The organism is Streptomyces sp. NPDC060366, from assembly GCF_042725135.1.
Classification (GTDB): domain Bacteria; phylum Actinomycetota; class Actinomycetes; order Streptomycetales; family Streptomycetaceae; genus Streptomyces.
Genome location: NZ_JBHXDC010000017.1, coordinates 126,837 through 147,094 on the forward strand (window position 1 = coordinate 126,837; position 20,258 = coordinate 147,094).

General features: G+C 69.8%; 22 protein-coding genes, 1 tRNA gene and 1 riboswitch. Of the genes, 16 read left to right on the top strand and 7 right to left on the bottom strand.

Annotated features, from left to right (window positions below; genetic code table 11):
• Positions 1-111 precede the first annotated feature (111 nt).
• Positions 112-696: an isochorismatase family protein gene (locus ACFWHU_RS31025; protein ID WP_387228827.1), complete on the bottom strand. Its 585-nt coding sequence runs from the start codon at positions 694-696 to the stop codon at positions 112-114.
• 136 nt (positions 697-832) lie between these two features.
• On the bottom strand, positions 833-2,188 hold the full coding sequence (locus ACFWHU_RS31030; RefSeq protein ID WP_387228829.1) for a nicotinate phosphoribosyltransferase: 1,356 nt from the start codon (positions 2,186-2,188) through the stop codon (positions 833-835).
• 201 nt (positions 2,189-2,389) lie between these two features.
• Here ACFWHU_RS31030 and clpS point away from each other — a divergent pair, with 201 nt between their 5' ends.
• The 11 genes from clpS (at position 2,390) to ACFWHU_RS31085 (ending at position 11,405) form a co-directional block, all read left to right on the top strand.
• On the top strand, positions 2,390-2,695 hold the full coding sequence (gene clpS, locus ACFWHU_RS31035; protein ID WP_147875504.1) for an ATP-dependent Clp protease adapter ClpS: 306 nt from the start codon (positions 2,390-2,392) through the stop codon (positions 2,693-2,695).
• Positions 2,695-3,282, top strand: a complete 588-nt coding sequence (locus tag ACFWHU_RS31040; protein ID WP_387228831.1) for a DUF2017 domain-containing protein — start codon at positions 2,695-2,697, stop codon at positions 3,280-3,282. The genes clpS and ACFWHU_RS31040 overlap by 1 nt, the downstream gene beginning before the upstream one ends.
• Positions 3,283-3,569: 287 nt before the next feature.
• Positions 3,570-5,030: an amino acid permease gene (locus ACFWHU_RS31045; protein ID WP_385799574.1), complete on the top strand. Its 1,461-nt coding sequence runs from the start codon at positions 3,570-3,572 to the stop codon at positions 5,028-5,030.
• A 114-nt stretch (positions 5,031-5,144) separates the two neighbouring features.
• Complete coding sequence (locus ACFWHU_RS31050) at positions 5,145-5,558, top strand: Mov34/MPN/PAD-1 family protein (protein ID WP_387228833.1); 414 nt, start codon at positions 5,145-5,147, stop codon at positions 5,556-5,558.
• A riboswitch (cobalamin riboswitch) is annotated at positions 5,543-5,692 on the top strand. It overlaps the preceding gene by 16 nt.
• 40 nt (positions 5,693-5,732) lie before the next feature.
• Positions 5,733-6,719, top strand: coding sequence for an ABC transporter substrate-binding protein (locus ACFWHU_RS31055; RefSeq protein WP_385799570.1), 987 nt, complete (start codon positions 5,733-5,735; stop codon positions 6,717-6,719).
• Between the two features lie 19 nt (positions 6,720-6,738).
• A complete protein-coding gene (locus ACFWHU_RS31060) occupies positions 6,739-7,791 on the top strand; it encodes a FecCD family ABC transporter permease (RefSeq protein ID WP_387228835.1) in 1,053 nt (350 codons plus the stop codon).
• Positions 7,788-8,591: an ABC transporter ATP-binding protein gene (locus ACFWHU_RS31065; RefSeq protein WP_387228837.1), complete on the top strand. Its 804-nt coding sequence runs from the start codon at positions 7,788-7,790 to the stop codon at positions 8,589-8,591. The genes ACFWHU_RS31060 and ACFWHU_RS31065 overlap by 4 nt, the downstream gene beginning before the upstream one ends.
• Positions 8,592-8,660: 69 nt before the next feature.
• The gene (locus ACFWHU_RS31070) at positions 8,661-8,774 is read left to right on the top strand and encodes a putative leader peptide (protein WP_329033241.1); all 114 of its coding nucleotides are present in this window, start codon (positions 8,661-8,663) and stop codon (positions 8,772-8,774) included.
• A gap of 92 nt (positions 8,775-8,866) precedes the next feature.
• Entirely contained in the window at positions 8,867-9,184 is a 318-nt protein-coding gene (locus ACFWHU_RS31075) for a MoaD/ThiS family protein (protein ID WP_385799564.1), read from the top strand.
• On the top strand, positions 9,184-10,134 hold the full coding sequence (locus ACFWHU_RS31080) for a PLP-dependent cysteine synthase family protein (protein WP_385799562.1): 951 nt from the start codon (positions 9,184-9,186) through the stop codon (positions 10,132-10,134). The genes ACFWHU_RS31075 and ACFWHU_RS31080 overlap by 1 nt, the downstream gene beginning before the upstream one ends.
• A 167-nt stretch (positions 10,135-10,301) precedes the next feature.
• Positions 10,302-11,405 (top strand): hypothetical protein, encoded by a 1,104-nt coding sequence (locus tag ACFWHU_RS31085; RefSeq protein ID WP_387228840.1) that lies wholly within the window; start codon positions 10,302-10,304, stop codon positions 11,403-11,405.
• Positions 11,406-11,451: 46 nt separating this feature from the next.
• Here ACFWHU_RS31085 and ACFWHU_RS31090 read toward each other — a convergent pair whose 3' ends face one another.
• Positions 11,452-11,967 (bottom strand): type II toxin-antitoxin system PemK/MazF family toxin, encoded by a 516-nt coding sequence (locus ACFWHU_RS31090; RefSeq protein WP_385799558.1) that lies wholly within the window; start codon positions 11,965-11,967, stop codon positions 11,452-11,454.
• A 211-nt stretch (positions 11,968-12,178) separates the two neighbouring features.
• Between ACFWHU_RS31090 and ACFWHU_RS31095 the strand changes: the two genes are divergently transcribed.
• Positions 12,179-12,931, top strand: a complete 753-nt coding sequence (locus ACFWHU_RS31095; RefSeq protein ID WP_385799556.1) for an MBL fold metallo-hydrolase — start codon at positions 12,179-12,181, stop codon at positions 12,929-12,931.
• Positions 12,932-13,008: 77 nt separating this feature from the next.
• Here ACFWHU_RS31095 and ACFWHU_RS31100 read toward each other — a convergent pair whose 3' ends face one another.
• Entirely contained in the window at positions 13,009-14,271 is a 1,263-nt protein-coding gene (locus ACFWHU_RS31100) for a PTS transporter subunit EIIC (RefSeq protein WP_385799554.1), read from the bottom strand.
• Positions 14,272-14,589: 318 nt separating this feature from the next.
• Complete coding sequence (locus tag ACFWHU_RS31105) at positions 14,590-15,873, bottom strand: PTS transporter subunit EIIC (RefSeq protein WP_387228842.1); 1,284 nt, start codon at positions 15,871-15,873, stop codon at positions 14,590-14,592.
• 203 nt (positions 15,874-16,076) lie between these two features.
• Between ACFWHU_RS31105 and ACFWHU_RS31110 the strand changes: the two genes are divergently transcribed.
• The 4 genes from ACFWHU_RS31110 (at position 16,077) to rdgB (ending at position 18,301) form a co-directional block, all read left to right on the top strand.
• A complete protein-coding gene (locus ACFWHU_RS31110; protein WP_078077135.1) occupies positions 16,077-16,310 on the top strand; it encodes a glucose PTS transporter subunit EIIB in 234 nt (77 codons plus the stop codon).
• 130 nt (positions 16,311-16,440) lie between these two features.
• Entirely contained in the window at positions 16,441-17,178 is a 738-nt protein-coding gene (gene rph / locus ACFWHU_RS31115) for a ribonuclease PH (protein ID WP_385799550.1), read from the top strand.
• A 103-nt stretch (positions 17,179-17,281) separates the two neighbouring features.
• Entirely contained in the window at positions 17,282-17,665 is a 384-nt protein-coding gene (locus tag ACFWHU_RS31120; protein ID WP_387228845.1) for a hypothetical protein, read from the top strand.
• A gap of 33 nt (positions 17,666-17,698) precedes the next feature.
• The gene (gene rdgB, locus ACFWHU_RS31125) at positions 17,699-18,301 is read left to right on the top strand and encodes an RdgB/HAM1 family non-canonical purine NTP pyrophosphatase (RefSeq protein WP_385799546.1); all 603 of its coding nucleotides are present in this window, start codon (positions 17,699-17,701) and stop codon (positions 18,299-18,301) included.
• A gap of 86 nt (positions 18,302-18,387) precedes the next feature.
• On the opposite strand, the gene ACFWHU_RS31130 is transcribed toward rdgB, so the two are convergent.
• Together ACFWHU_RS31130 and proP are read right to left on the bottom strand one after the other, a co-directional pair.
• Positions 18,388-18,471, bottom strand: a tRNA-Leu gene (locus tag ACFWHU_RS31130).
• Between the two features lie 47 nt (positions 18,472-18,518).
• The gene (gene proP / locus ACFWHU_RS31135; RefSeq protein WP_387228848.1) at positions 18,519-20,015 is read right to left on the bottom strand and encodes a glycine betaine/L-proline transporter ProP; all 1,497 of its coding nucleotides are present in this window, start codon (positions 20,013-20,015) and stop codon (positions 18,519-18,521) included.
• Positions 20,016-20,258: the final 243 nt, after the last annotated feature.

Below are 20,258 nucleotides of genomic sequence, written 5' to 3' on the forward strand. Positions count from 1 at the left end.
GGCGTAGGGGCTGGTCCGACGGCGCAGGGGCCGGTCCGACGGAGCCTCGCGGGTCCGGCCCACGGCCCGCCCCGCGGCGGCTCCCGGCCGCCCCGTGGTGGGCCCCGGGCCCTACACCACCGGCTTGCCCGTCAGCCGGACGCCCGCCGCGCGCAGCTCCGTCAGTGCCCGGTCCGTCGTCTCCTCGGAGACGCCGGCCGTCAGGTCCAGCAGCACGTGGGTGGTGAATCCCTCACGCGCCGAGTCCAGGGCGGTCGCCCGTACGCAGTGGTCGGTGGCGATACCGACCACGTCGACCTCCGACACCTCGCGCGCCTTCAGCCACTCCCCGAGCCGGACCCCGTTCTCGTCGGCGCCCTCGAAGCCGCTGTACGCCGCCGCGTAGGCGCCCTTGTCGAAGACCGCGTCGATCGAACCCGAGGCGACCGCGGGCGCGAAGTTGGGGTGGAAGCCCACCCCCTCCGTACCCGCGACACAGTGCACCGGCCACGAGTGCACGAAGTCGGGGCGCGCGGAGAAGTGGTCACCCGGATCGATGTGGTGGTCACGCGTCGCGACGACGTGGCGGTAACCGGCCGTCGTCTGTCCGATCAGATCGGTGATGGCGGCGGCCACGTCGGCGCCGCCCGACACCGCGAGGCTGCCGCCCTCGCAGAAGTCGTTCTGAACGTCCACGACTATCAGTGCGCGGTGCATGGCGGGTGTCCTTCGGTGGGGAGCGGTCGGGGGCCACCGAGCCTATGGCGTCCCGTCCTGGTTGGCCTCTCGGAGCCTGGCGTTCCCGGTCGCTGTCCGTTCATGCCTGCCACACCTCTTCCATACCTCGTGTCCCTCACATGTAGACGGTCGGGATCACCGGCTCACCGCGCGACAGCTGGATCGCCGACATCGGCAGCCCCGCCCGCGCCTCGACGTGCCGGTCCCGGACCGCGTCCAGCGGCTCGCGCGCGACCACCTCGCCGCCCTTGACCAGCTCCACCAGCAGCTGCCGGTCCAGCAGGTCCGCGGGCACGGGCCCGGTCCCGACGACCTCGGCCTCCGCGTACCCCTCGGCGTCCACCCGCCGCGCCGCCCACTTGCGGCCGCCGATAGACGTCTTGCCGCCCACCGCCTTCTTCGCCACCGCGTGCAGCGGCGCCTTCGGATCGCCGGAGTGGGCACGGGCGACCAGTTTGTACACCATCGAGCAGGTGGGGTTGCCGCTGCCGGTGACCAGCTGGGTGCCGACCCCGTACGCGTCCACCGGCGCGGCGGCCAGCGAGGCGATCGCGTACTCGTCCAGGTCGGAGGTGACCACGATCCGGGTGTTCACCGCGCCCAGTTCGTCCAGTTGCTGCCGCACCCGGTGCGCGACGAGCAGCAGGTCGCCGGAGTCGATGCGCACGGCGCCCAGCTCGGGCCCGGCGACGTCCACGGCCGTACGGACCGCCTCCGCCACGTCGTAGGTGTCCACGAGCAGCGTCGTCCCGCTGCCGAGCGCGTCGACCTGGGCCTGGAACGCGTCCCGCTCGTTGTCGTGCAGCAGGGTGAAGGCGTGAGCGCTGGTGCCCACCGTCGGGATGTCGTAGCGGAATCCGGCCGCCAGGTCCGACGTGGTGTCGAAGCCGCCCACGTACGCGGCGCGCGACGCGGCGACGGCGGCCAGTTCGTGCGTACGGCGCGCGCCCATCTCGATCAGCGGGCGCCCGCCGGCGGCGGCCGACATCCGGGACGCGGCGGCGGCGATCGCCGAGTCGTGGTTGAGGATCGACAGGATCACGGTCTCCAGCAGCACGCATTCGGCGAAGGAGCCCTCGACACGCAGGATCGGCGAGCCGGGGAAGTACACGTCGCCCTCCCGGTAGCCCCAGATGTCCCCGCTGAAGCGGTAGTCGGCGAGCCAGTCGAGCGTCGGACCGTCGACGATCCCGCGCTCGCGCAGAAAGCCGATGACGTCCTCGTCGAAGCGGAAGTTCTCGACGGCGTCGAGCACGCGCCCGGTGCCCGCGACGACTCCGTAACGCCGCCCCTCGGGCAGCCGCCGGGTGAACACCTCGAAGACGGAACGGCGCTCGGCCGTCCCCGCCCGCAGCGCCGCCCGCAGCATCGTCAGCTCGTACTGGTCGGTGAAGAGCGCGGTCGAGGGAACGCCGATCCGTCGGCCGCCCTCGTCCTTCGCAAGGCCCTTCTCAAGGTCCGCAGAGTTCATACGGGCGATGCTACAGCGGATCTCGTCAGTTTGACGATTTCTAATGAACGCCCGGATCCCGGCGGGTCGGAGACGACTCGGAAGCCTCCGGGGCCGCCGTTTGTGCGACAGGCCCCTCCTGGTGGCAGCATGGGGCTGTGAGGCTGTGCATCCCGGGGCGTGTCCCGGGACCCCCGGCGGAGAAGAAGGTCGTCCCGAACCGTGAGTGTTGCCCCGACAGAGATCGAACTTCCCGAGTCGGCCGAGGAGACGTTCACCGTCCCGGAACCTGACGTGCCGTGGATGACGATCGTCCACAACGACCCGGTCAACCTCATGAGTTATGTGACGTACGTCTTCCAGACGTACTTCGGCTACTCCAAGGACAAGGCGCACAAGCTGATGCTCGACGTCCACCAGAAGGGCCGCGCCATCGTCTCCAGCGGCAGCCGCGAGGAGATGGAACGCGACGTGCAGGCGATGCACGGATACGGCCTGTGGGCCACGCTCTCCCAGGACGCCGGCTGATGGCCGGGCAGTTCGAGGCGATCCCCGGCGGTGGCGCCGCCGTCGCGCTCGACGAGATCGAGATCTCCATCCTGCGCTCCCTCGCCGTACAGCTCCTTGAGCTGATCGGTCCCGGCGACGAACCGGCCCAGGGCGAGGACCCGCTCGCCGCGCTCTTCGCGGAGGGGCCGAGCAAACCGCCGTCCGACCCCGCGCTCGCCCGGCTCTTCCCGGACGCGTACGGCTTCGGCGACGACACCGACGACGAACTGCGCGAGTACGCCTCCGAGTTCAGGCGCTTCACCGAGAACGACCTGCGGAGCCGCAAGCGTGAGGACGGTCTGGCCGTCGTCCGCAGTCTGGACGCCCTCTCCGCGTCCGGCGAGGGCGGAGCCGTACTGAAGCTGACGCCCGACGACTGCCGGCACTGGCTGGGCGCGCTCAACGACCTGCGCCTGACGATCGGCAACAGGCTGGACGTCTCCGACGAGGACGAGGGCGAGAGCCTGTACCGGCTGCCGGACTCCGACCCGCGCAAGCCGATGGTGATGGCGTACCTGTGGCTCGGGGCGCTCCAGGAGACGCTCGTCGAGACGATGATGCCTTGACGGATCCGGTGGCCCGGGGCGTGTCCGCGAAGTCCCGCCCGGCCCGTCCGTCACAGGGTCTGCGTACCTCCGTCACACCGTCTCCGGACGGACATGCTCCGTTTCCTCAACGGACACTCAACTCCGGATAACGATCCCGTCACCACCCCCGCATGCTTTGCGATTGCGGGGGAAATTTGTCCGCTTCTTCCTGTGGGCCGCGCCACAGCGGCCTCCGCTGATCGCGGCCCGGCCCGTGGTAAATCTTCACGACCACCGGCACAGGCAGGGAGAAAGGGCGCATCACCATGACCTCCCCACAGGTCGAAAACACCTCGGACAAGCCCTCCGCAGACACCTCGGAGGAGGGCTACGAACGCGGACTCGGCAGCCGCCAGGTCCAGATGATCGCGATCGGCGGCGCCATCGGCGTCGGCCTCTTCATGGGCGCCGGCGCGAACATCGCCAAGGCCGGGCCGAGCATCATCCTGATGTACGCCCTCGCCGGCGTGGTGATCTTCTTCATCATGCGGGCGCTCGGCGAACTGCTGCTCTACCGGCCGGTCTCCGGCTCCTTCGCGGAGTACGCCCGCGAGTTCCTCGGCCCGTTCTTCGGCTACGTCACCGGCTGGACGTACTGGCTCATGTGGATCGTGACCGGCATGGCCGAGCTCACGGCGGCGGCGATCTACATCCACTTCTGGTTCCCCGCGATCCCGCAGTGGGTCAGCGCCCTGGTGTTCCTCCTGGTGCTCTTCGGCGTCAACCTGATCTCCGTCAAGATCTTCGGCGAGGTCGAGTTCTGGTTCTCGATGGTCAAGGTCACCGCCATCATCGGCATGATCGTCATCGGACTCGGCGTCCTGACCCTCGGCTTCTCGGACGCCGGCGACACCGCGGCCACCGGCAACCTCTGGCAGCACGGCGGGATCTTCCCCAACGGCATCGGCTCCAGCCTGATGACGCTCCAGGGCGTCATGTTCGCCTACCTCGCCGTCGAACTCGTCGGCGTCACGGCGGGCGAGTCCGAGAACCCGGAGAAGACGCTCCCCAAGGCGATCAACACGCTGCCCTGGCGCATCATCGTCTTCTACGTCGGCGCGCTCACCGTCATCCTCGCCGTCGTGAAGTGGACCGAATTCAGCGAGGGCGAGAGCCCGTTCGTGCACGCGTTCGCCAAGATCGGCATTCCGCTCGGCGCCGGAATCGTCAACTTCGTCGTGCTGACGGCGGCCCTGTCGTCCTGCAACTCCGGCATGTACTCCACCGGCCGGATGCTGCGCGACCTCTCCGCCAACAAGGAGGCGCCGAAGGCCCTGGGCAAGCTCAACCGCCGCCGGACACCGGCCACCGGCATCGCGGCGTCCGTCGCGCTGATGGGCATCGGCGTCGTCCTCAACTACATCGTTCCCGAGAAGGCGTTCCTGTACGTCACCTCGGTCGCCACCGCCGCCGGTATCTGGACCTGGATGATGATCCTCATCAGCCATATCAAGTACCGCTCCGCCGTGGTCGCGGGCCGGCTGCCGGCGTCCTCGTTCCCGGCGCCGGGCGGTTCGGCCCTGAGCTGGGTGGCGCTGGTCTTCCTGTCCTTCGTGACCTGTCTGATCGCGTACGACTCCGACGCCCGGGTCTCGCTGTACGTCGGCGCGCTCTGGGCGGTGTTCCTGGTCGCGGGCTGGGCGCTGCTCAAGAGCCGTAACCCGGAACTCGCGACGCGCACCCCCGAGGGCCCGAACGAGCCGGAGTTCGCGAAGGCCTCCGACTGACGCCGTCCGGCAGCCGCCCGGCACCCCCCATCGGCCGCCGGGCGTCCCAGCACCCGTCTCACCAGGTGGCCTTCGTGTCTCACACGCGGAGGCCACCTGTTTATCCTTCACCTCATGCTGACCATCACCCAGGCGCTGTACGACCAGATCGTCGCCCACGCGCGGGCGGACCACCCCGACGAGGCGTGCGGCGTGATCGCGGGCCCCGAGGACAGCGACCGGCCCGAGCGCTTCATCCCCATGCTCAACGCGGCCCGCTCGCCCACGTTCTACGAGTTCGACGCGGACGACCACAAGAAGCTCGACAACGAGCTGCGCGAGCGCAACGAGGACCTGGTGGTCATCTACCACTCGCACACCGCGACCGAGGCGTACCCCTCCCGACGGGACATCGACCTCGCGATGGAGCCGTTCGCCCACTACGTCCTGGTCTCCACGGCCGACACCGACGACATGGGCCCCTTCCAGTTCCGCTCGTACCGCATCGTCGACGGCGAGGTCACGGAAGAGGACATCGAGGTCGTCTGACAAGATGACGCCGTCCAGGGCGGCAGGACCCAGGAAGCCGGTGTGAATCCGGCACGGTCCCGCCACTGTGACCAGGCCCTCCGCGCGAGCGGGGGCCCGGAAGCCAGGAACTGACCTGTCGCCCTTCTCCCACCATGCCAGGGGACGCGGAAATCCCCCGGAGGAGGCCCAGTCATGCCCTCGCGACGCCACGCCCTCATACCGGCGCTCCTGCTCCCGCTGCTGCTCCCGCTCGCCGCCTGCGGCGCCGCCCCGGACCCCGCCCGGGACGCCGGAGCACCGGCCGACGGATTCCCGTACACCGTCACCAACTGCGGTGTGAAGACCACCTTCGAGGCACCCCCGAAGCGCGTGGTCACGATGAACCAGCACGTCACCGAGATCATGATCGAGCTCGGTCTCACCGAATCCCTCATCGGCACCGCCTGGCTGGACGACGCGGTCCTCCCCGCGTACAAGAAGGCGTACGACAGCGTCCCGGTCATCGCGAAGGAGTACCCCTCCAAGGAGAAACTGCTCGCCGCGAACCCCGACTTCGTCTACGGCGGGTACGCCAGCGCCTTCGCCGCCAAGGACGGCCGCACCCGCGACGACCTCAAGGGCGCCGGCATCGACACCCGGCTCAACCTGGAGAACTGCACCGAGGGCCGGACCTCCATGGACGACGTGTTCCGCGAGGTCCAGGAGGTCGGCCGCACCTTCGGCGTCGCCGACCGGGCCGAGAAGTGGACCGCCGGGGCACGCACCACCCTCGCCACCACCGCCGCCGGGCTCGAAGACGTCGAGCCCGTCCCGGTCTTCGTCTACGACAGCGGCGACAAGACCGCGTTCACCGCCGGCGGCAAGGGCATCGGCAACGAGCTGATCCGGCGGGCCGGCGGGCGCAACGTCTTCGCCGACCTCGACAAGTCCTTCGGCGACGCCACCTGGGAGCAGGTCGTGGCCCGCGAGCCCGAGACGATCGTGATCTACGACTACGGCGCCACCACCGTCGCGCAGAAGAAGAGGCGCCTGCTGGAGGACCCCGTACTGAAGGACGTCCCGGCGATCAGGAACAAGAGCTTCGCCGTCCTGCCGCTCTCCGACGCCGTACTGGGCGTACGCGCCCCCGCCGCCGTCCAACGCCTCGCGACCCAACTCCACCCCGAGGCGGGCCTCTAGGGTCCAGGGCCTTCCCGCCATGACCTGTCGGACCCCGCCCGGCCACCGCCGGCTGCGGCACGCCCTCGTGCTCGCCTCGCTCGCCGCGGCCCTCGCCTGCGCCGTCGTCGCCTCGCTCGCGCTCGGCTCCGTCCGTATCCCGCCCGGCGAGGTCCTCACGATCCTCACCGGCGGCGCGGAGCCCAGCCCCTTCCGCACGATCGTCCTGGACGTGCGGCTGCCGCGCGTGCTGCTCGGCGCCGTCGTCGGCGCCGGGCTGGCCGTCGTCGGAACCGTCCTCCAGGCCCTCGTACGCAACCGGCTGGCCGACCCGTTCCTCCTCGGAATCTCCTCGGGGGCGTCCGCCGGCGCCGTACTCGTACTGGTCCTCGGCGTCGGCAGCGGCATCGGCGCCGGGATCACCACCACCGTCGCCATGCCGGCCGCCGCCTTCGCGGGCTCGCTCACCGCGATGACCCTCGTCTACGCGCTGGCCCGGCGCGGCGGCACGATGACCGGCGGGCGGCTCGTACTGGCCGGGGTGAGCGTCTCGTACATCCTGTCCGCCCTCACCACGCTCGTCCTGGTGGTCTCGGCCCGGCCCGAGCACTTCCAGGAAGCGCTGTTCTGGTCACTCGGCGGCCTCGGCAGCGCCCGCTGGGGCACGCTCGCCGCCCCGGCCGTCGTCCTCGTCGCCGGTACCGCCGTCCTCATGGCGCTCGCCAGACCGCTCGACCTGCTGCTGGTGGGGGAGGAGGGCGCGACCGTACTCGGGCTGGACATCGCGCGCTTCCGCGCCGCCGTGTTCGTCCTCGCCTCGCTGGTCACCGGCGTCATGGTCGCCGCGAGCGGCGCCATCGGCTTCGTCGGGCTGCTCGTGCCGCACGCCGCGCGCATGGCGGTCGGGGCCGCGCACCGGCCGCTGCTGCCCGTCGCCGCGCTCGGCGGGGCGGTCGTACTCGTCGTCGCGGACCTCGCCGCCCGTACCGTCGCCGCGCCGCAGGACATCCCCGTGGGCGTCCTCACCGCGCTCACCGGCGGCCCGTTCTTCCTGTGGCTGATGCGCCGCCGCCCCGAAGGAGCCCCGGTATGAGTGACCGTACGGCCGCCCGGCTCCAGGTCGAAGGGCTCTCCTACGGAGTCGGCGACGGACGGCACCTCGTCGACGCCGTCGACCTCACCGCCGCCCCCGGCGAGACCGTCGGACTCGTCGGCCCCAACGGCAGCGGCAAGACCACCCTGCTGCGCTGTGTGTACGGGGCGCTGCGCCCCACCCACGGCCGGGCGCTGCTGGACGGCGACGACCTGCACACCATGACCGCCAAGGCGCGTGCCCGGCGCGTGGGCACCGTCCCGCAGGACGGGCAGACCGACTTCGAGCTGACTGTTCGCGAGGTCGTCGCCATGGGCCGCTCCCCGCACCGGCGCTTCTGGGAGGCGGACACGGCGGCCGACACCGCACTCGCCGACGCCGCGCTCGACCGGGTCGGCATCGCCCCGCTCGCCCACCGTGCCTTCCCCTCCCTCTCCGGCGGCGAACGCCAGCGGGCCCTCGTCGCCCGCGCCCTGGTCCAGCGCCCCGCGCTCTTCGTCCTGGACGAGCCGACCAACCATCTGGACATCCGCTACCAGCTCGAAGTCCTCACCCTGATGCGGCAGTTGGGGGCGACCAAGCTGCTCGCCCTGCACGACCTGAATCTCGCCGCGTACTACTGCGACCGCCTGTACGTGCTCAAAGCGGGTACCGTCGTCGTCTCCGGAACCCCGGCCGAGATCCTGACCCCCGCCCTCCTGGCAGCCGTCTACGAGGTGGAGGCCGAGGTCACACCCCACCCCCGGACCGGCGCCCCCACCGTCGTCTATCTGCCCGAGCCCCCGGCCGCGTCCACCTGACGAACACGAATCGTCCATCATGCGAGATGGCATACCGGGATGCGGACCGGGAATCGATACGATGACCCCATGGTTTCCCACGACGTGAGCGACAAGACGCCCGGCGATCTGCTGGTTGCGCGGCTGCACGTCGACCTGTGCCGTCTCGCCAGCGCCATGTGTACGGTCGGCGCTGCCGCCTGAGACCGGCGGAAACGCCCGTTCCGAGCACCACCCCCCGCGCGGGGGCAGAGCCGCGCGCCCGTCACGCCTCTTCTCCGACAGGAGCCCACGCCATGGCCATCGAGGTCCGCATTCCGACCATCCTCCGCACCTACACCGACGGAGCCAAGGCCGTCGAAGGCACCGGTGACACCATCGCGGCACTGCTCACCGACCTCGAATCCCGCCACACGGGCATCCGCGAGCGCATCGTCGACGGCGCCAACGGCGACCAGCTCCGCCGCTTCGTGAACGTCTACCTCAACGACGAGGACGTCCGCTTCCTGGACGGCATCTCCACCAAGCTCGCCGACGGCGACAGCGTCACCATCCTCCCGGCCGTCGCGGGCGGCGCACTTCAGAAGCCGATGCTCGACACGCACACGCTCTGATGCGGTACGACTCCCCGCTCGCGGTCGTCGGCGACACCCCCCTCGTACGGCTGCCCCGGCTGTCCCCGTCGGACGACGTCCGGCTCTGGGCCAAGCTGGAGGACCGCAACCCGACCGGCTCGATCAAGGACCGCCCGGCGCTGCGCATGGTCGAGCAGGCCGAGAAGGACGGCCGGCTCACACCGGGCTGCACGATCCTGGAGCCCACCAGCGGCAACACCGGCATCTCCCTCGCCATGGCCGCGAAGCTCAAGGGCTACAAGATCGTCTGCGTGATGCCGGAGAACACCTCGCAGGAGCGCCGCGAGCTGCTCGCCATGTGGGGCGCCGAGATCATCCCGTCCCCGGCGGCGGGCGGCTCCAACACCGCCGTGCGCGTCGCCAAGGAGCTCGCCGCCGAGAACCCGAGCTGGGTGATGCTCTACCAGTACGGCAACCCGGACAACGCGGGCGCGCACTACGCCACCACGGGCCCCGAGATCCTCGCCGACCTGCCGTCCGTCACCCACTTCGTGGCCGGCCTCGGCACCACGGGCACGCTCATGGGCGTCGGCCGCTACCTGCGCGAGCAGAAGCCCGACGTCAGGATCGTCGCGGCCGAGCCGCGCTACGACGACCTCGTCTACGGCCTGCGGAACCTCGACGAGGGGTTCGTCCCCGAGCTGTACGACGAGACCGTCCTCACCAGCCGTTACTCCGTCGGCTCCGCCGACGCCGTCACCCGCACCCGCCAACTCCTCCAGCAGGAAGGCATCTTCGCGGGCGTCTCCACCGGCGCCGCCCTGCACGCGGCCATCGGTCTCGGCAACAAGGCCGTCAAGGCGGGCGAGAGCGCCGACATCGTCTTCGTCGTCGCCGACGGCGGCTGGAAGTACCTCTCCACGGGCGTCTACACGGCCGCCACGGACGAAGAGGCCATCGAAACGCTCCAGGGCCAGCTCTGGGCCTGAGCCCTCCCGTTCCCGGGCGCGGGCGGGCCGAGTCGCGGTCCGCCCGGCCCGCCCCGCCGCAACAGTGGTGCAACAGTCCCCGCGCGGGGGTGTCGTCCCACCGCTCCCGACCCCGACGATCGGTGTCGATCGACGCGTTGTGACGCACACCACCACGGGGGACAGAGATGGACGACCGCTGGAGCGGCATGGGTGCCACGGGCGGCCCTGGACAAGCCCCCGGACCGGGACCGGGACCCGGCTACGGCCCGCCGGGCTACGGGCAGCCGGGCTTCGGCCCGCCCCACCCCTTCGCCCCGCCGGAAACCACCGGTCGCGCACCGCGTCGGCACATCGGCGCGTACGTCACCTCCGGCATCCTGCTCCTCGTCTTCGCCTGCGTCCTCGCCGCCTGGATCGTAGACACGGCGATCAACGTGCGGGCCGACGTGGACGTGTTGCTCGACAGCCTCGTCAAGAACGACGCCGGCAGGCCGCTGTTGGTCTTCACCGCCCACGAATGGGCCTTCACGGTCGCCCTGTTCGTCGTCGGCATCGCGGCCCTCGCCCAGCGCCGTACCGCGCGCGGCGCCGCCCTGCTCCTCGCGTTCCTGCTCCTCGGCGTGGGCGCCCGGCAGCTCAACGGCCTTACCAGGAGCGACTACCGCGACGTCGTGTTCGCCACCGAGCACGGCACGCTGATCGTGCTCACCCACGTCTTCGCCTTCCTCGCCGCCGCCACCGTGATCATCCTGATGCTGGTGGCCCGCGAGCGTGACCTGCCTCCGGACCCCGCGACCGGCGCCCGCCGCGCCGCGGGCGTCCTGCTCATCCTGATCGGCGCGCTCCAGGGCTTCTGGTACGCCCGCAGCCTGCGCCAGTTCGACGAGGCCATCGGTCAGGGCGGTGGACGGGGCGCCTTCTCCGAGTGGTGGCACGAAGCGCTCAACATCAACGCCCGTGGCGGATACGGCACTTCGGCCGGTTTCACCTACTACCACAGCGCGCTCGTCGCGGCGTTCCTCGTCGTCGGCGTCCTGCTCCTCCGTAACGCCCCGGCCGCCCGGGGCGCGGCGCTCGCGCTGCTCGGCATCGCCGCGTACCTCCAGCTCCGCGACCTCGCGGGCATCCGGTACGACCGGCTCTCCGACTACTACCAGGACACCACCGTCGGCTGGAACCTCACCAGCTCCTTCGCGGCGGCCGCGGCGATGCTGGTGGCGATCGCCCTGACCCGCCACACCCCACGCCCGTACGTCCCACCCCAGTACCCGCCGGCGCCGCTGCCCTAGGCAAACGCGGCCCGTCCGGCGCCGCCCACCCACCCGAGCCGGCGCGTCAGCGTGCCAGGTGCCGGACCTGGCGCCACAGCCCCGGATCCGCCGGCCCCACCCGGCGGCGGAACGCCTTCGTGTCAACCTTCCGCAGCTCGTCCGTCTCCAGGAAGCTCCGTCGTCCGTCCACGTCGCCCACCGCCTTCGGGGGCAGCGGAATCACGCCGGGGCGCTCCTCGTGGAACTTACTGGTGATCTTCGCGACCAGCACCGTACGGCCCCGTACCGAGAGCACCAGACACGGCCGGTCCTTAGCCCCGGGCCCGTCCTCGTACGGCACCATCGCCCACCAGATCTCACCGGGCCGGGGCTCGCGGCTCCCGGTCTTCGCGCCGGTCCTCCCGCCCGTCTTCCGGCCGGCGGGCCCCCGCGGAGGTCTGCGGTCCGTACCGCCCGGTGGCCGGGGACGCCGGGAGCGCCTGCCCGGAGGCCGCGGGCTGCGACCGCGCCCGTCCACGACCGTGGCGACCATCGCCAGCACCACCACGACGATCAGAGCCACCCACCAGGTCGTGTTCATGCCCCAGACCGTACCCGCGCGAATCCCACCCATGTGCCGCGCGATCCCCGGCCCACCGCCCGCGACAAGGTCCGCCCGAACCGGTGACAGAGCAGGTGAGTTCCCCCACAACGGGCCGGTGTGGAGGAGCGACCAGCCGTTTAGCGCCTTACGCTCGACAGACCGAACGACCCCCGTCGCCCCCCTTCCACGCCACGGAGGTTCACGCTCCATGAAGCTCACCGTCGTCGGCTGCTCGGGCTCCTTCCCCTCCGTGGGATCGGCCTGCTCCAGCTACCTCGTAGAGGCCGACGGCTTCCGGCTGCTCCTCGACATGGGCAACGGTGCCCTCGGCGAGTTGCAGCGTCACTGTGGTCTCTACGACCTCGACGCCATCTTCCTCAGTCATCTCCACGCCGACCACTGCATCGACATGTGCGGCTACTTCGTCGTCCGCTACTACCGCCACGACGGCGGACGCTGCGACACCATCCCCGTCTACGGCCCCGACGGCACCGAGCAGCGCCTCACCACCGCGCACGCCGACACCCCGACGGAGAAGTCCATGAGCGAGGTCTTCGACTTCCACACGCTCAAGCCGGGCTCCTTCGAGATCGGGCCCTTCTCGGTCCGTACGGAGAAGCTCGCCCACCCCGTCGACACGTTCGGCATCCGCCTCGAGCACGACGGCAGATCGCTCACCTACTCCGGCGACACCGGCGCCAGCGACGCCCTGGTCGAGCTGGCCCACGACACGGATCTGTTCCTCTGCGAAGCCGCGTTCACCTACGGCAAGGAGGACATTCCGGGGCTCCACCTCAACGGCCGCGAGGCAGGCGAGCACGCCGCCCGCGCGCGGGCACGAAGACTCGTCCTCACGCACATCCCGCCGTGGACGGACGCCGAGCGGAACCTGAACGACGCGCGGGCGGAGTACGGCGGACCGGCCGAACTGGCCGCGCCGGGCGCGGTGTACGAGATCTGAGCCACGAGTTCCGAGCGTGGACGCGACGGTGCCCCCGGCCTGGAAAGGCCGGGGGCACCGTCAGTTGCTCAGCGGGCCTACTTCGCTTCGGCCTTCTGGAGTTCCGCCAGTTCCTCGTCCGTCTCCCGGCCGGGCGTCGGCAGGTTGAACTTGACGATGGCGAAGCGGAAGACCGCGTAGTAGACGGCCGCGAAACAGAGCCCGACAAGCGCCAGGCCCCACGGGTTGGTCGCGATCCCCAGGTTGAGGAAGAAGTCGACCGCGCCCGCCGAGAAGCCGAAGCCGTCCTTCATGCCCAGACCCCAGGTCAGCGCCATGGAGACACCGGTCAGCACCGCGTGGATCGCGTACAGCACCGGCGCGATGAACATGAAGGTGAACTCGATCGGCTCGGTCACACCGGTGACGAAGGCGGTGAGCGCGAGCGAGAACATCATGCCGCCGACGACCTTGCGGCGCTCGGGGCGGGCGCAGTGGTAGATCGCGAGACAGGCGGCGGGCAGCGCGAACATCATGATCGGGAAGAAGCCGGTCATGAACTGTCCGGCCGACGGGTCACCGGCGAGGAAGCGCGCGATGTCGCCGCTCTTGCCCTCGTACGAACCGGCCTGGAACCACGGGAACGAGTTCAGCAGGTGGTGCATGCCGATCGGGATCAGCGCGCGGTTCGCGACGCCGAAGATACCGGCGCCGGCCGCGCCCGAGCCGACCAGCCACTCACCGAAGTTGTGCAGACCGGCGCCGAGGACCGGCCAGATGAGACCGAAGACGACGCCTATGAGCAGGCCGGCGAAGGCCGAGAGGATCGGGACGAGTCGCCGGCCGCCGAAGAAGCCCGCCCAGTCGGGCAGCTTCGTCCGGTAGAACTTCTGGTAGAGCAGTGCGACCACGATGCCCATCACGACACCGCCGAGGACGCCCGCGTTCACGGGGGCGTCCGACATGACTATCTTGCCGTCGACGACGCTCGCGACCTGCGGGAGATTTCCGTCCGTGAAGGTGGCGAGGACCTTCTGGAAGACCAGATAGCCGGTGACGGCGGCCAGCGCCGTCGAGCCGTCCGACTTCTTGGCGAAGCCGATGGCGATGCCGACGGCGAAGAGCAGCGGCATGTTGTCGAGGATCGCGCCGCCACCCGCCGCCATGTAACCGGCGATCTTGGTGATGAAGGTGGGGAACGACTCGCGCCCGAGCATGTCGGGGTTGCCGAGACGCACCAGCAGGGCGCCGGCGGGCAGCACGGCGACCGGCAGCATGAGGCTGCGGCCGATGCGCTGCATGACGGACATCACGCCGGAGCCCTTTTTCTTTGCCGCGGGGGCGGCGCTGGCCGTGGACATCAACTTCCTCCAGAGGACAAGGCACCGCCGTTGAGCAGGCACAATAGGGATCGGCGGTGACCCGGGAACACGGCGCGCGGCCATGTGGTCTACACCTATGAGTGGTGTAGACCATTTGTAACATGGTGAGGGTTGAATAAGGAACCTTCGAATTCTTTCGATCCGGACTCGGTGGTCCGGGCGTGCGGCCGGTCCGCCGCGGGCGCACGAGAAGGCCCCCGGACCAAGAGGTCCGGGGGCCCTTCCGGGGCTCCGCTCGGGCTAGGGGGCGGGCCGCTCATCTGCCCGGGTTCCCCGTCACCCGGCCACGTTCTCCCGTCACTTCCCCATGTTCTGCCGCTCGACCTCCTCCTCCAGTTCCTCCGGCTCCCGCCCCGGAGTCGGGATGTCGAACTTCATGATCGCGAATCGGAACAGCACGTAGTAGACGACCGCGAAGCAGAGCCCGATCGGGATGATCAGCCAAGGCTTCGTGTCCAGATGCCAGTTGACGACGTAGTCGATCAGCCCCGCCGAGAAGCTGAACCCGGCGTGCACACCGAGCGCCCATGTGATCGCCATCGACGCACCCGTCAGCAGCGCGTGCAGCCCGTACAGCAGCGGCGCCGCGAACATGAACGAGAACTCCAGCGGCTCCGTCACACCCGTCACGAACGACGTCAGCCCGACGGAGATCATCAGGCCCGACACCTGCTTGCGCCGCTCTGGCCGCGCGCAGTGCGCGATCGCGAGCGCGGCGGCCGGCAGCCCGAACATCATGATCGGGAAGAAGCCGGACATGAACTGACCCGCCGTCGGGTCCTGTGCGAAGAACCGCGTCAGGTCGCCCTGGACCACGGTCCCGTCCTTCGTCGTGAACTCGCCCGCCTGGAACCAGAAGAAGGTGTTCAGGAACTGGTGCATCCCGATCGGGATCAACAGCCGGTTCGCGACACCGAAGATGCCCGCGCCCCACGCGCCCAGATTGATCAGGTGCTTCGCGAACGCCGTCAGCGCGTCACCCACCGGCTGCCACAGCAGCCCGAAAAGTACCCCGAGGATCACCCCCAGGAACGCCATCAGGATCGGCACCAGGCGACGGCCGTTGAAGAAGCCGAGCCAGTCCACCAGCCTCGTACGGTGGAAACGCTGCCAGATCACCGCCGTGAGCAGCCCGATCACAATGCCGCCGAGCACCCCCGGATTCTGCGGATTTCCCTCCGGCAGCGCGTCGGTGACCGTGCCGTCGGCGGGGAACGCCACCAGGACGTTGTGATAGACGAGAAAGCCCACGACGGCCGCCAGCGCCGTGGATCCGTCGGCCCTCTTGGCGAAGCCGATCGCGACGCCGATGCAGAAGAGCAGCGGCAGCCCGAAGCTCCCGTCCAGGATCGCGTTGCCGCCCTGGAGGAAGACCTTGGTCGTCTTGTCCCAGAAGGGGCCGTGCAGATACGCCGCGAAGAGATTGCCCAGACTGACGAGCAGACCCGCCGCGGGCAGCACGGCCACCGGGAGCTGGAGGCTGCGCCCAACCTTCTGGAGCCCCTGGAAGAGGGAGTTCCGCCACCGCCGTCGAGGCGCCGCCGGGGGAGCGGCCGACGCGTCGGCACCCGTCGAACTCATCGGCGTCCTCCCGTGGCACAGTGGTGTAGACCAGTTGCGATACGCTCCCGGGGCCGGGCCACGGACGGCGTATCGCTGGTGACCGTCATCCTTCGGTACGGGGCGGTCACCCGCCCGTGAAGATGGGCCAACCGTGAGTTACCGTGAAAAATCGGATCCACGGTGAACCGGGACTCCACCCCTTGGACAGCAGGGAGCAAGACATGGCCAGCAAGGCTGAGAAGATCGTCGCCGGGCTCGGCGGAATCGAGAACATCGAAGAGGTCGAGGGCTGCATCACCCGCCTCCGTACCGAGGTGGTGGACCCGGCCAAGGTCGACGAGGTCGCGCTGAAGGCCGCCGGCGCCCACGGCGTCGTCAAGATGGGCACCGCGATCCAGGTCGTCATCGGCACGGACGCCGACCCGATCGCCGCGGACATCGAAGACATGATGTAACTGCCGGACCACGCACACCGAGGGGCCCGATCCGGACAACCGCCGAACTGCCGGGCGGAGAACCGGAACTCGGGCCTGTCGTCCGGATCGGGCCCGAACCCCTCAGTCGCGTCCCGCTAGGCTCACCCCCATGTCCCGAATCGACGGCCGCACCCCCGAACAGCTCCGCCCCGTCACCATCGAACGCGGATGGAGCAAGCACGCCGAAGGATCCGTACTCATCTCCTTCGGCGACACCAAGGTCTTCTGCACCGCCTCCGTGACGGAAGGCGTCCCGCGCTGGCGCAAGGGCAGCGGCGAAGGCTGGGTCACCGCCGAATACTCGATGCTGCCCCGCTCCACCAACACCCGCGGCGACCGCGAAGCCGTACGCGGCAAGATCGGCGGCCGCACCCACGAGATCTCCCGCCTCATCGGCCGCTCGCTGCGCGCCGTCATCGACTACAAGGCACTCGGCGAGAACACCGTCGTCCTCGACTGCGACGTCCTCCAGGCCGACGGCGGCACCCGCACCGCCGCCATCACCGGCGCGTACGTCGCCCTCGCCGACGCCGTCGAATGGGCCAGGACCAAGAAGATCGTCAGGGCCGGCCGCAAGCCCCTGACCGGAACCGTCTCCGCGATCAGCGTCGGCATCGTCGATGGCGCGCCCCTCCTCGACCTCTGTTACGAGGAGGACGTGCGCGCCGACACCGACATGAACGTCGTCTGCACCGGCGACGGCCGCTTCGTCGAGGTCCAGGGCACCGCCGAGGCCGAACCCTTCGATCGCAAGGAACTCGGCGCCCTCCTCGATCTCGCCACAGCCGGCTGCGCGGACCTCGCCGCCCTCCAGACCGCTGTCCTGGAAGAGACCCTCGCCAGGTAAAGAGGCAACCAAGAGGCAGAGTGCGGCGTCGTTACAATCGCGACTCTCAAGGGCGTACGGACCTGCCCGTACGCCCTTCCGCACCAAGGGAGGGAACCGACCCATGGCCTCGCGCCGACGCACCGCGGTGACCATAGCCGCCGTCCTGCTCACGCTCACGGGGGCGGCCGGCTGTGGCGCACTCGACAAGGCCCTCGACTGCGTCCAGACCGCCGACGCCATAGCCACCAGCGTGGGCAAGCTGGAACAGGCGATCTCCACCGCGGCGGACGACCCGACGCAGGCCGAAGAGGCCCTGAACGACATCGACACCGAACTCGACAAGCTCAAGGACAAGACCGACAACGCCGACCTCAGCAAGGCGGTCGAGGACCTCGACACCGGAGTCGGCACCGTCCGCGAGGCCATCGAGAACGGCGACGCCACTCCCGACCTCACTCCGGTGACGGACGCGGCCACCGAGATAGGCAAGGTCTGCACCCCGTAACGGGACCCCCGGCCACGGGCGGATAATCGACGCATGACGCGCCTGATCCTCGCCACCCGCAACGCCGGGAAACTCACCGAACTCAAGGCCATCCTCGCCGACGCCGGTCTCACCCACGACCTCGTCGGCGCGGATGCCTACCCCGACATCCCGGACGTCAAGGAAACCGGCGTCACCTTCGCCGAGAACGCCCTGCTCAAGGCGCACGCCCTGGCCCGCGCGACCGGCCACCCGGCCGTCGCCGACGACTCCGGCCTCTGCGTCGACGTCCTCGGCGGCGCCCCCGGCATCTTCTCCGCCCGCTGGTCGGGCACCCACGGCGACGACCGCGCCAATCTCGACCTGCTGCTGGCCCAACTCGCCGACATCGCGCCCCCTCACCGCACGGCCCACTTCGCCTGCGCGGCGGCCCTGGCCCTCCCGGACGGCACGCAGCGCGTGGTCGAGGGTCAACTCCGCGGCACCCTGCGCCACTCCCCGTCGGGCACGGGCGGCTTCGGCTACGACCCGATCCTCCAGCCGGAGAACGACACCCGCACCTGCGCGGAACTGACCCCGGCGGAGAAGAACGCGATCAGCCACCGCGGCAAGGCGTTCCGGGGGCTGGTGCCGGGGGTGCGGGAGCTGCTGGGCTGAGCCCCGTCCGCCGCCGGCCTGCCGCGCGCACAAGAAACGGCCTACGCGTCGATGACCGATGGTCTTTGATTCGTAGGCCGTTGCTGTGCGGCGGAAGGGATTCGAACCCTCAAGCCCTTTCACAGGCCACAGATCCTAAGTCTGCTGCGTCGCCACTGCGCCACCGCCGCGAGACGCCCGTCATCCTACCGGGCGTTCGCGGGTGATCGCCCGCCCCTCAGAACCTCACCCCCGGCGCCTGTTCAAGTACCAGCGCCACCGCCTCCTCCTTCGTCTGCACCGACGGCGGCGATCCCTCCAGCGGCTGACGCGCCGTCTCCCTCATGCAGGCCACCGCGACGACGCCGACCAGGGCCGCGAACATCGCGTAGTACGCGGGCATCAGCTTGTCGCCGGTGAGCCCGATCAGGCCGGTGATCACGAACGGGGTCGTACCGCCGAAGAGGGACGCGGAGAGGTTGTAGCCGACCGACAGGGAGCCATAGCGGACGCTCGTGGGGAAGAGCGCGGGCAGGGCCGCCGACATGGTGCCCAGGAGACAGACCAGGGAGAGACCCAGCATCGCCATCCCGGCGATGATCGCGAGGTAGCTGCCCTGCTCGATCAGCAGGAACGCCGGAAGGGAGAGGACCAGGAAGCCGAACATGCCGGACATCAGGAGCGGCTTGCGGCCGAAGTGGTCGCTGAGACGGCCCACTTGGCTGATGATCGTCATCAGCGCGACCATGACGCCGAGCAGGATGAGCAGTCCGTGGGTGTCGCTGTAGTCGAGTTGGTCGGAGAGGTACGTCGGCATGTACGACAGCAGCATGTAGTCGGTGACGTTGTACGCGCCCACGAGGCAGACGCAGAGGATCAGCCTCGGCCAGTGGTCCTGGAAGATCTTGCCGAGGTCCGAGGTGGTGCTGGTCTCGACCGGGTCCGCGGCCTCGGACGTGCGCGCCGAGTCCTGCTCCATCTTGGCGAACGCGGGGGTCTCGTCCAGTCTCAGCCGCAGATAGAGGCCGATGAGCCCCAGTGGCGCGGCGACGAGGAACGGTACGCGCCAGCCCCAGGCGGCCATGCCGTCGGGGCCGAGCCAGGCGGTGAGTGCGGTGACGAGCCCGGCCGCGCCGACGTAGCCGGCGAGGGTGCCGAATTCGAGGAAGCTGCCGAAGTAGCCGCGCCGTTTGTCGGGGGCGTACTCGGCGATGAAGGTGGACGCGCCGCCGTACTCGCCGCCGGTGGAGAAGCCCTGGACCAGCCGGAAGAGGATCAGCAGAGCCGGGGACCAGAAGCCGATCGTGTCGTACGACGGGATGAGCCCGATCGTGCCGGTGCCGATCGCCATCATGATCATGGTCATGGCCAGGACCTTCTTGCGGCCGATCCGGTCACCCAAAGGACCGAAGAACATGCCGCCGAGTGGCCGTACGAGGAAGGCCACCGCGAAGGTCGCGAAGGAGGAGAGCAGTTCGACGGTGTCGTTGCCCGAGGGGAAGAAGACATGGCCGATGGTGACGGCGAGATAGCTGTAGATCCCGAAGTCGAACCACTCCATGGCATTGCCGAGCGAGGCAGCCTTCACCGCCCGCTTGACGGCCGCTTCGTCGGTGACGGTGACGTCCGACCTGCGCAGTCGTGGGTTCTTGCGGCGCCGGAGGGCGCGGAAGAGGTGGGGGTGACGGCGGGCCGCCGGAGAGTCGGCAACCTGGTCGCGCTCGGGTGCCGCCATGGTCCGGTTTCCTTTCCTCGGGGACGTGAGTCCTCGGGAAAGCCTCCGCACCGTGCCGTGAGGGCCGCAAGCCGGAGCCACGGCATCGCGGGGCTCCGGCCGGTGCCGGCCGGGCCACTCGGTTCTGACCCGAACGGCAGGCCCTGGAACTAGGGGGTGTCTTTTCGATCATCGGATCGTTGGTCCGGTCATGAGGGATGGGGAGATTTGTGATGCCGCCTGGGCGGTGATCGAGCCGTTGCT

What these genes read in the sequence shown, in the direction of transcription:
- ACFWHU_RS31045 (WP_385799574.1), top strand. Translation starts at nt 3,570, where the DNA reads ATGACCTCCCCACAGGTCGAAAACACCTCGGACAAGCCCTCCGCAGAC.
- ACFWHU_RS31090 (WP_385799558.1), bottom strand. Translation starts at nt 11,967, where the DNA reads ATGAACACGACCTGGTGGGTGGCTCTGATCGTCGTGGTGGTGCTGGCG.
- ACFWHU_RS31025 (WP_387228827.1), bottom strand. Translation starts at nt 696, where the DNA reads ATGCACCGCGCACTGATAGTCGTGGACGTTCAGAACGACTTCTGCGAG.
- rph (WP_385799550.1), top strand. Translation starts at nt 16,441, where the DNA reads ATGTCCCGAATCGACGGCCGCACCCCCGAACAGCTCCGCCCCGTCACC.
- ACFWHU_RS31060 (WP_387228835.1), top strand. Translation starts at nt 6,739, where the DNA reads ATGACCTGTCGGACCCCGCCCGGCCACCGCCGGCTGCGGCACGCCCTC.
- ACFWHU_RS31100 (WP_385799554.1), bottom strand. Translation starts at nt 14,271, where the DNA reads ATGTCCACGGCCAGCGCCGCCCCCGCGGCAAAGAAAAAGGGCTCCGGC.
- ACFWHU_RS31070 (WP_329033241.1), top strand. Translation starts at nt 8,661, where the DNA reads ATGGTTTCCCACGACGTGAGCGACAAGACGCCCGGCGATCTGCTGGTT.
- ACFWHU_RS31085 (WP_387228840.1), top strand. Translation starts at nt 10,302, where the DNA reads ATGGACGACCGCTGGAGCGGCATGGGTGCCACGGGCGGCCCTGGACAA.
- ACFWHU_RS31095 (WP_385799556.1), top strand. Translation starts at nt 12,179, where the DNA reads ATGAAGCTCACCGTCGTCGGCTGCTCGGGCTCCTTCCCCTCCGTGGGA.
- ACFWHU_RS31065 (WP_387228837.1), top strand. Translation starts at nt 7,788, where the DNA reads ATGAGTGACCGTACGGCCGCCCGGCTCCAGGTCGAAGGGCTCTCCTAC.
- ACFWHU_RS31030 (WP_387228829.1), bottom strand. Translation starts at nt 2,188, where the DNA reads ATGAACTCTGCGGACCTTGAGAAGGGCCTTGCGAAGGACGAGGGCGGC.
- ACFWHU_RS31040 (WP_387228831.1), top strand. Translation starts at nt 2,695, where the DNA reads ATGGCCGGGCAGTTCGAGGCGATCCCCGGCGGTGGCGCCGCCGTCGCG.
- ACFWHU_RS31055 (WP_385799570.1), top strand. Translation starts at nt 5,733, where the DNA reads ATGCCCTCGCGACGCCACGCCCTCATACCGGCGCTCCTGCTCCCGCTG.
- ACFWHU_RS31050 (WP_387228833.1), top strand. Translation starts at nt 5,145, where the DNA reads ATGCTGACCATCACCCAGGCGCTGTACGACCAGATCGTCGCCCACGCG.
- rdgB (WP_385799546.1), top strand. Translation starts at nt 17,699, where the DNA reads ATGACGCGCCTGATCCTCGCCACCCGCAACGCCGGGAAACTCACCGAA.
- ACFWHU_RS31120 (WP_387228845.1), top strand. Translation starts at nt 17,282, where the DNA reads ATGGCCTCGCGCCGACGCACCGCGGTGACCATAGCCGCCGTCCTGCTC.
- ACFWHU_RS31075 (WP_385799564.1), top strand. Translation starts at nt 8,867, where the DNA reads ATGGCCATCGAGGTCCGCATTCCGACCATCCTCCGCACCTACACCGAC.
- ACFWHU_RS31110 (WP_078077135.1), top strand. Translation starts at nt 16,077, where the DNA reads ATGGCCAGCAAGGCTGAGAAGATCGTCGCCGGGCTCGGCGGAATCGAG.
- proP (WP_387228848.1), bottom strand. Translation starts at nt 20,015, where the DNA reads ATGGCGGCACCCGAGCGCGACCAGGTTGCCGACTCTCCGGCGGCCCGC.
- ACFWHU_RS31080 (WP_385799562.1), top strand. Translation starts at nt 9,184, where the DNA reads ATGCGGTACGACTCCCCGCTCGCGGTCGTCGGCGACACCCCCCTCGTA.
- ACFWHU_RS31105 (WP_387228842.1), bottom strand. Translation starts at nt 15,873, where the DNA reads ATGAGTTCGACGGGTGCCGACGCGTCGGCCGCTCCCCCGGCGGCGCCT.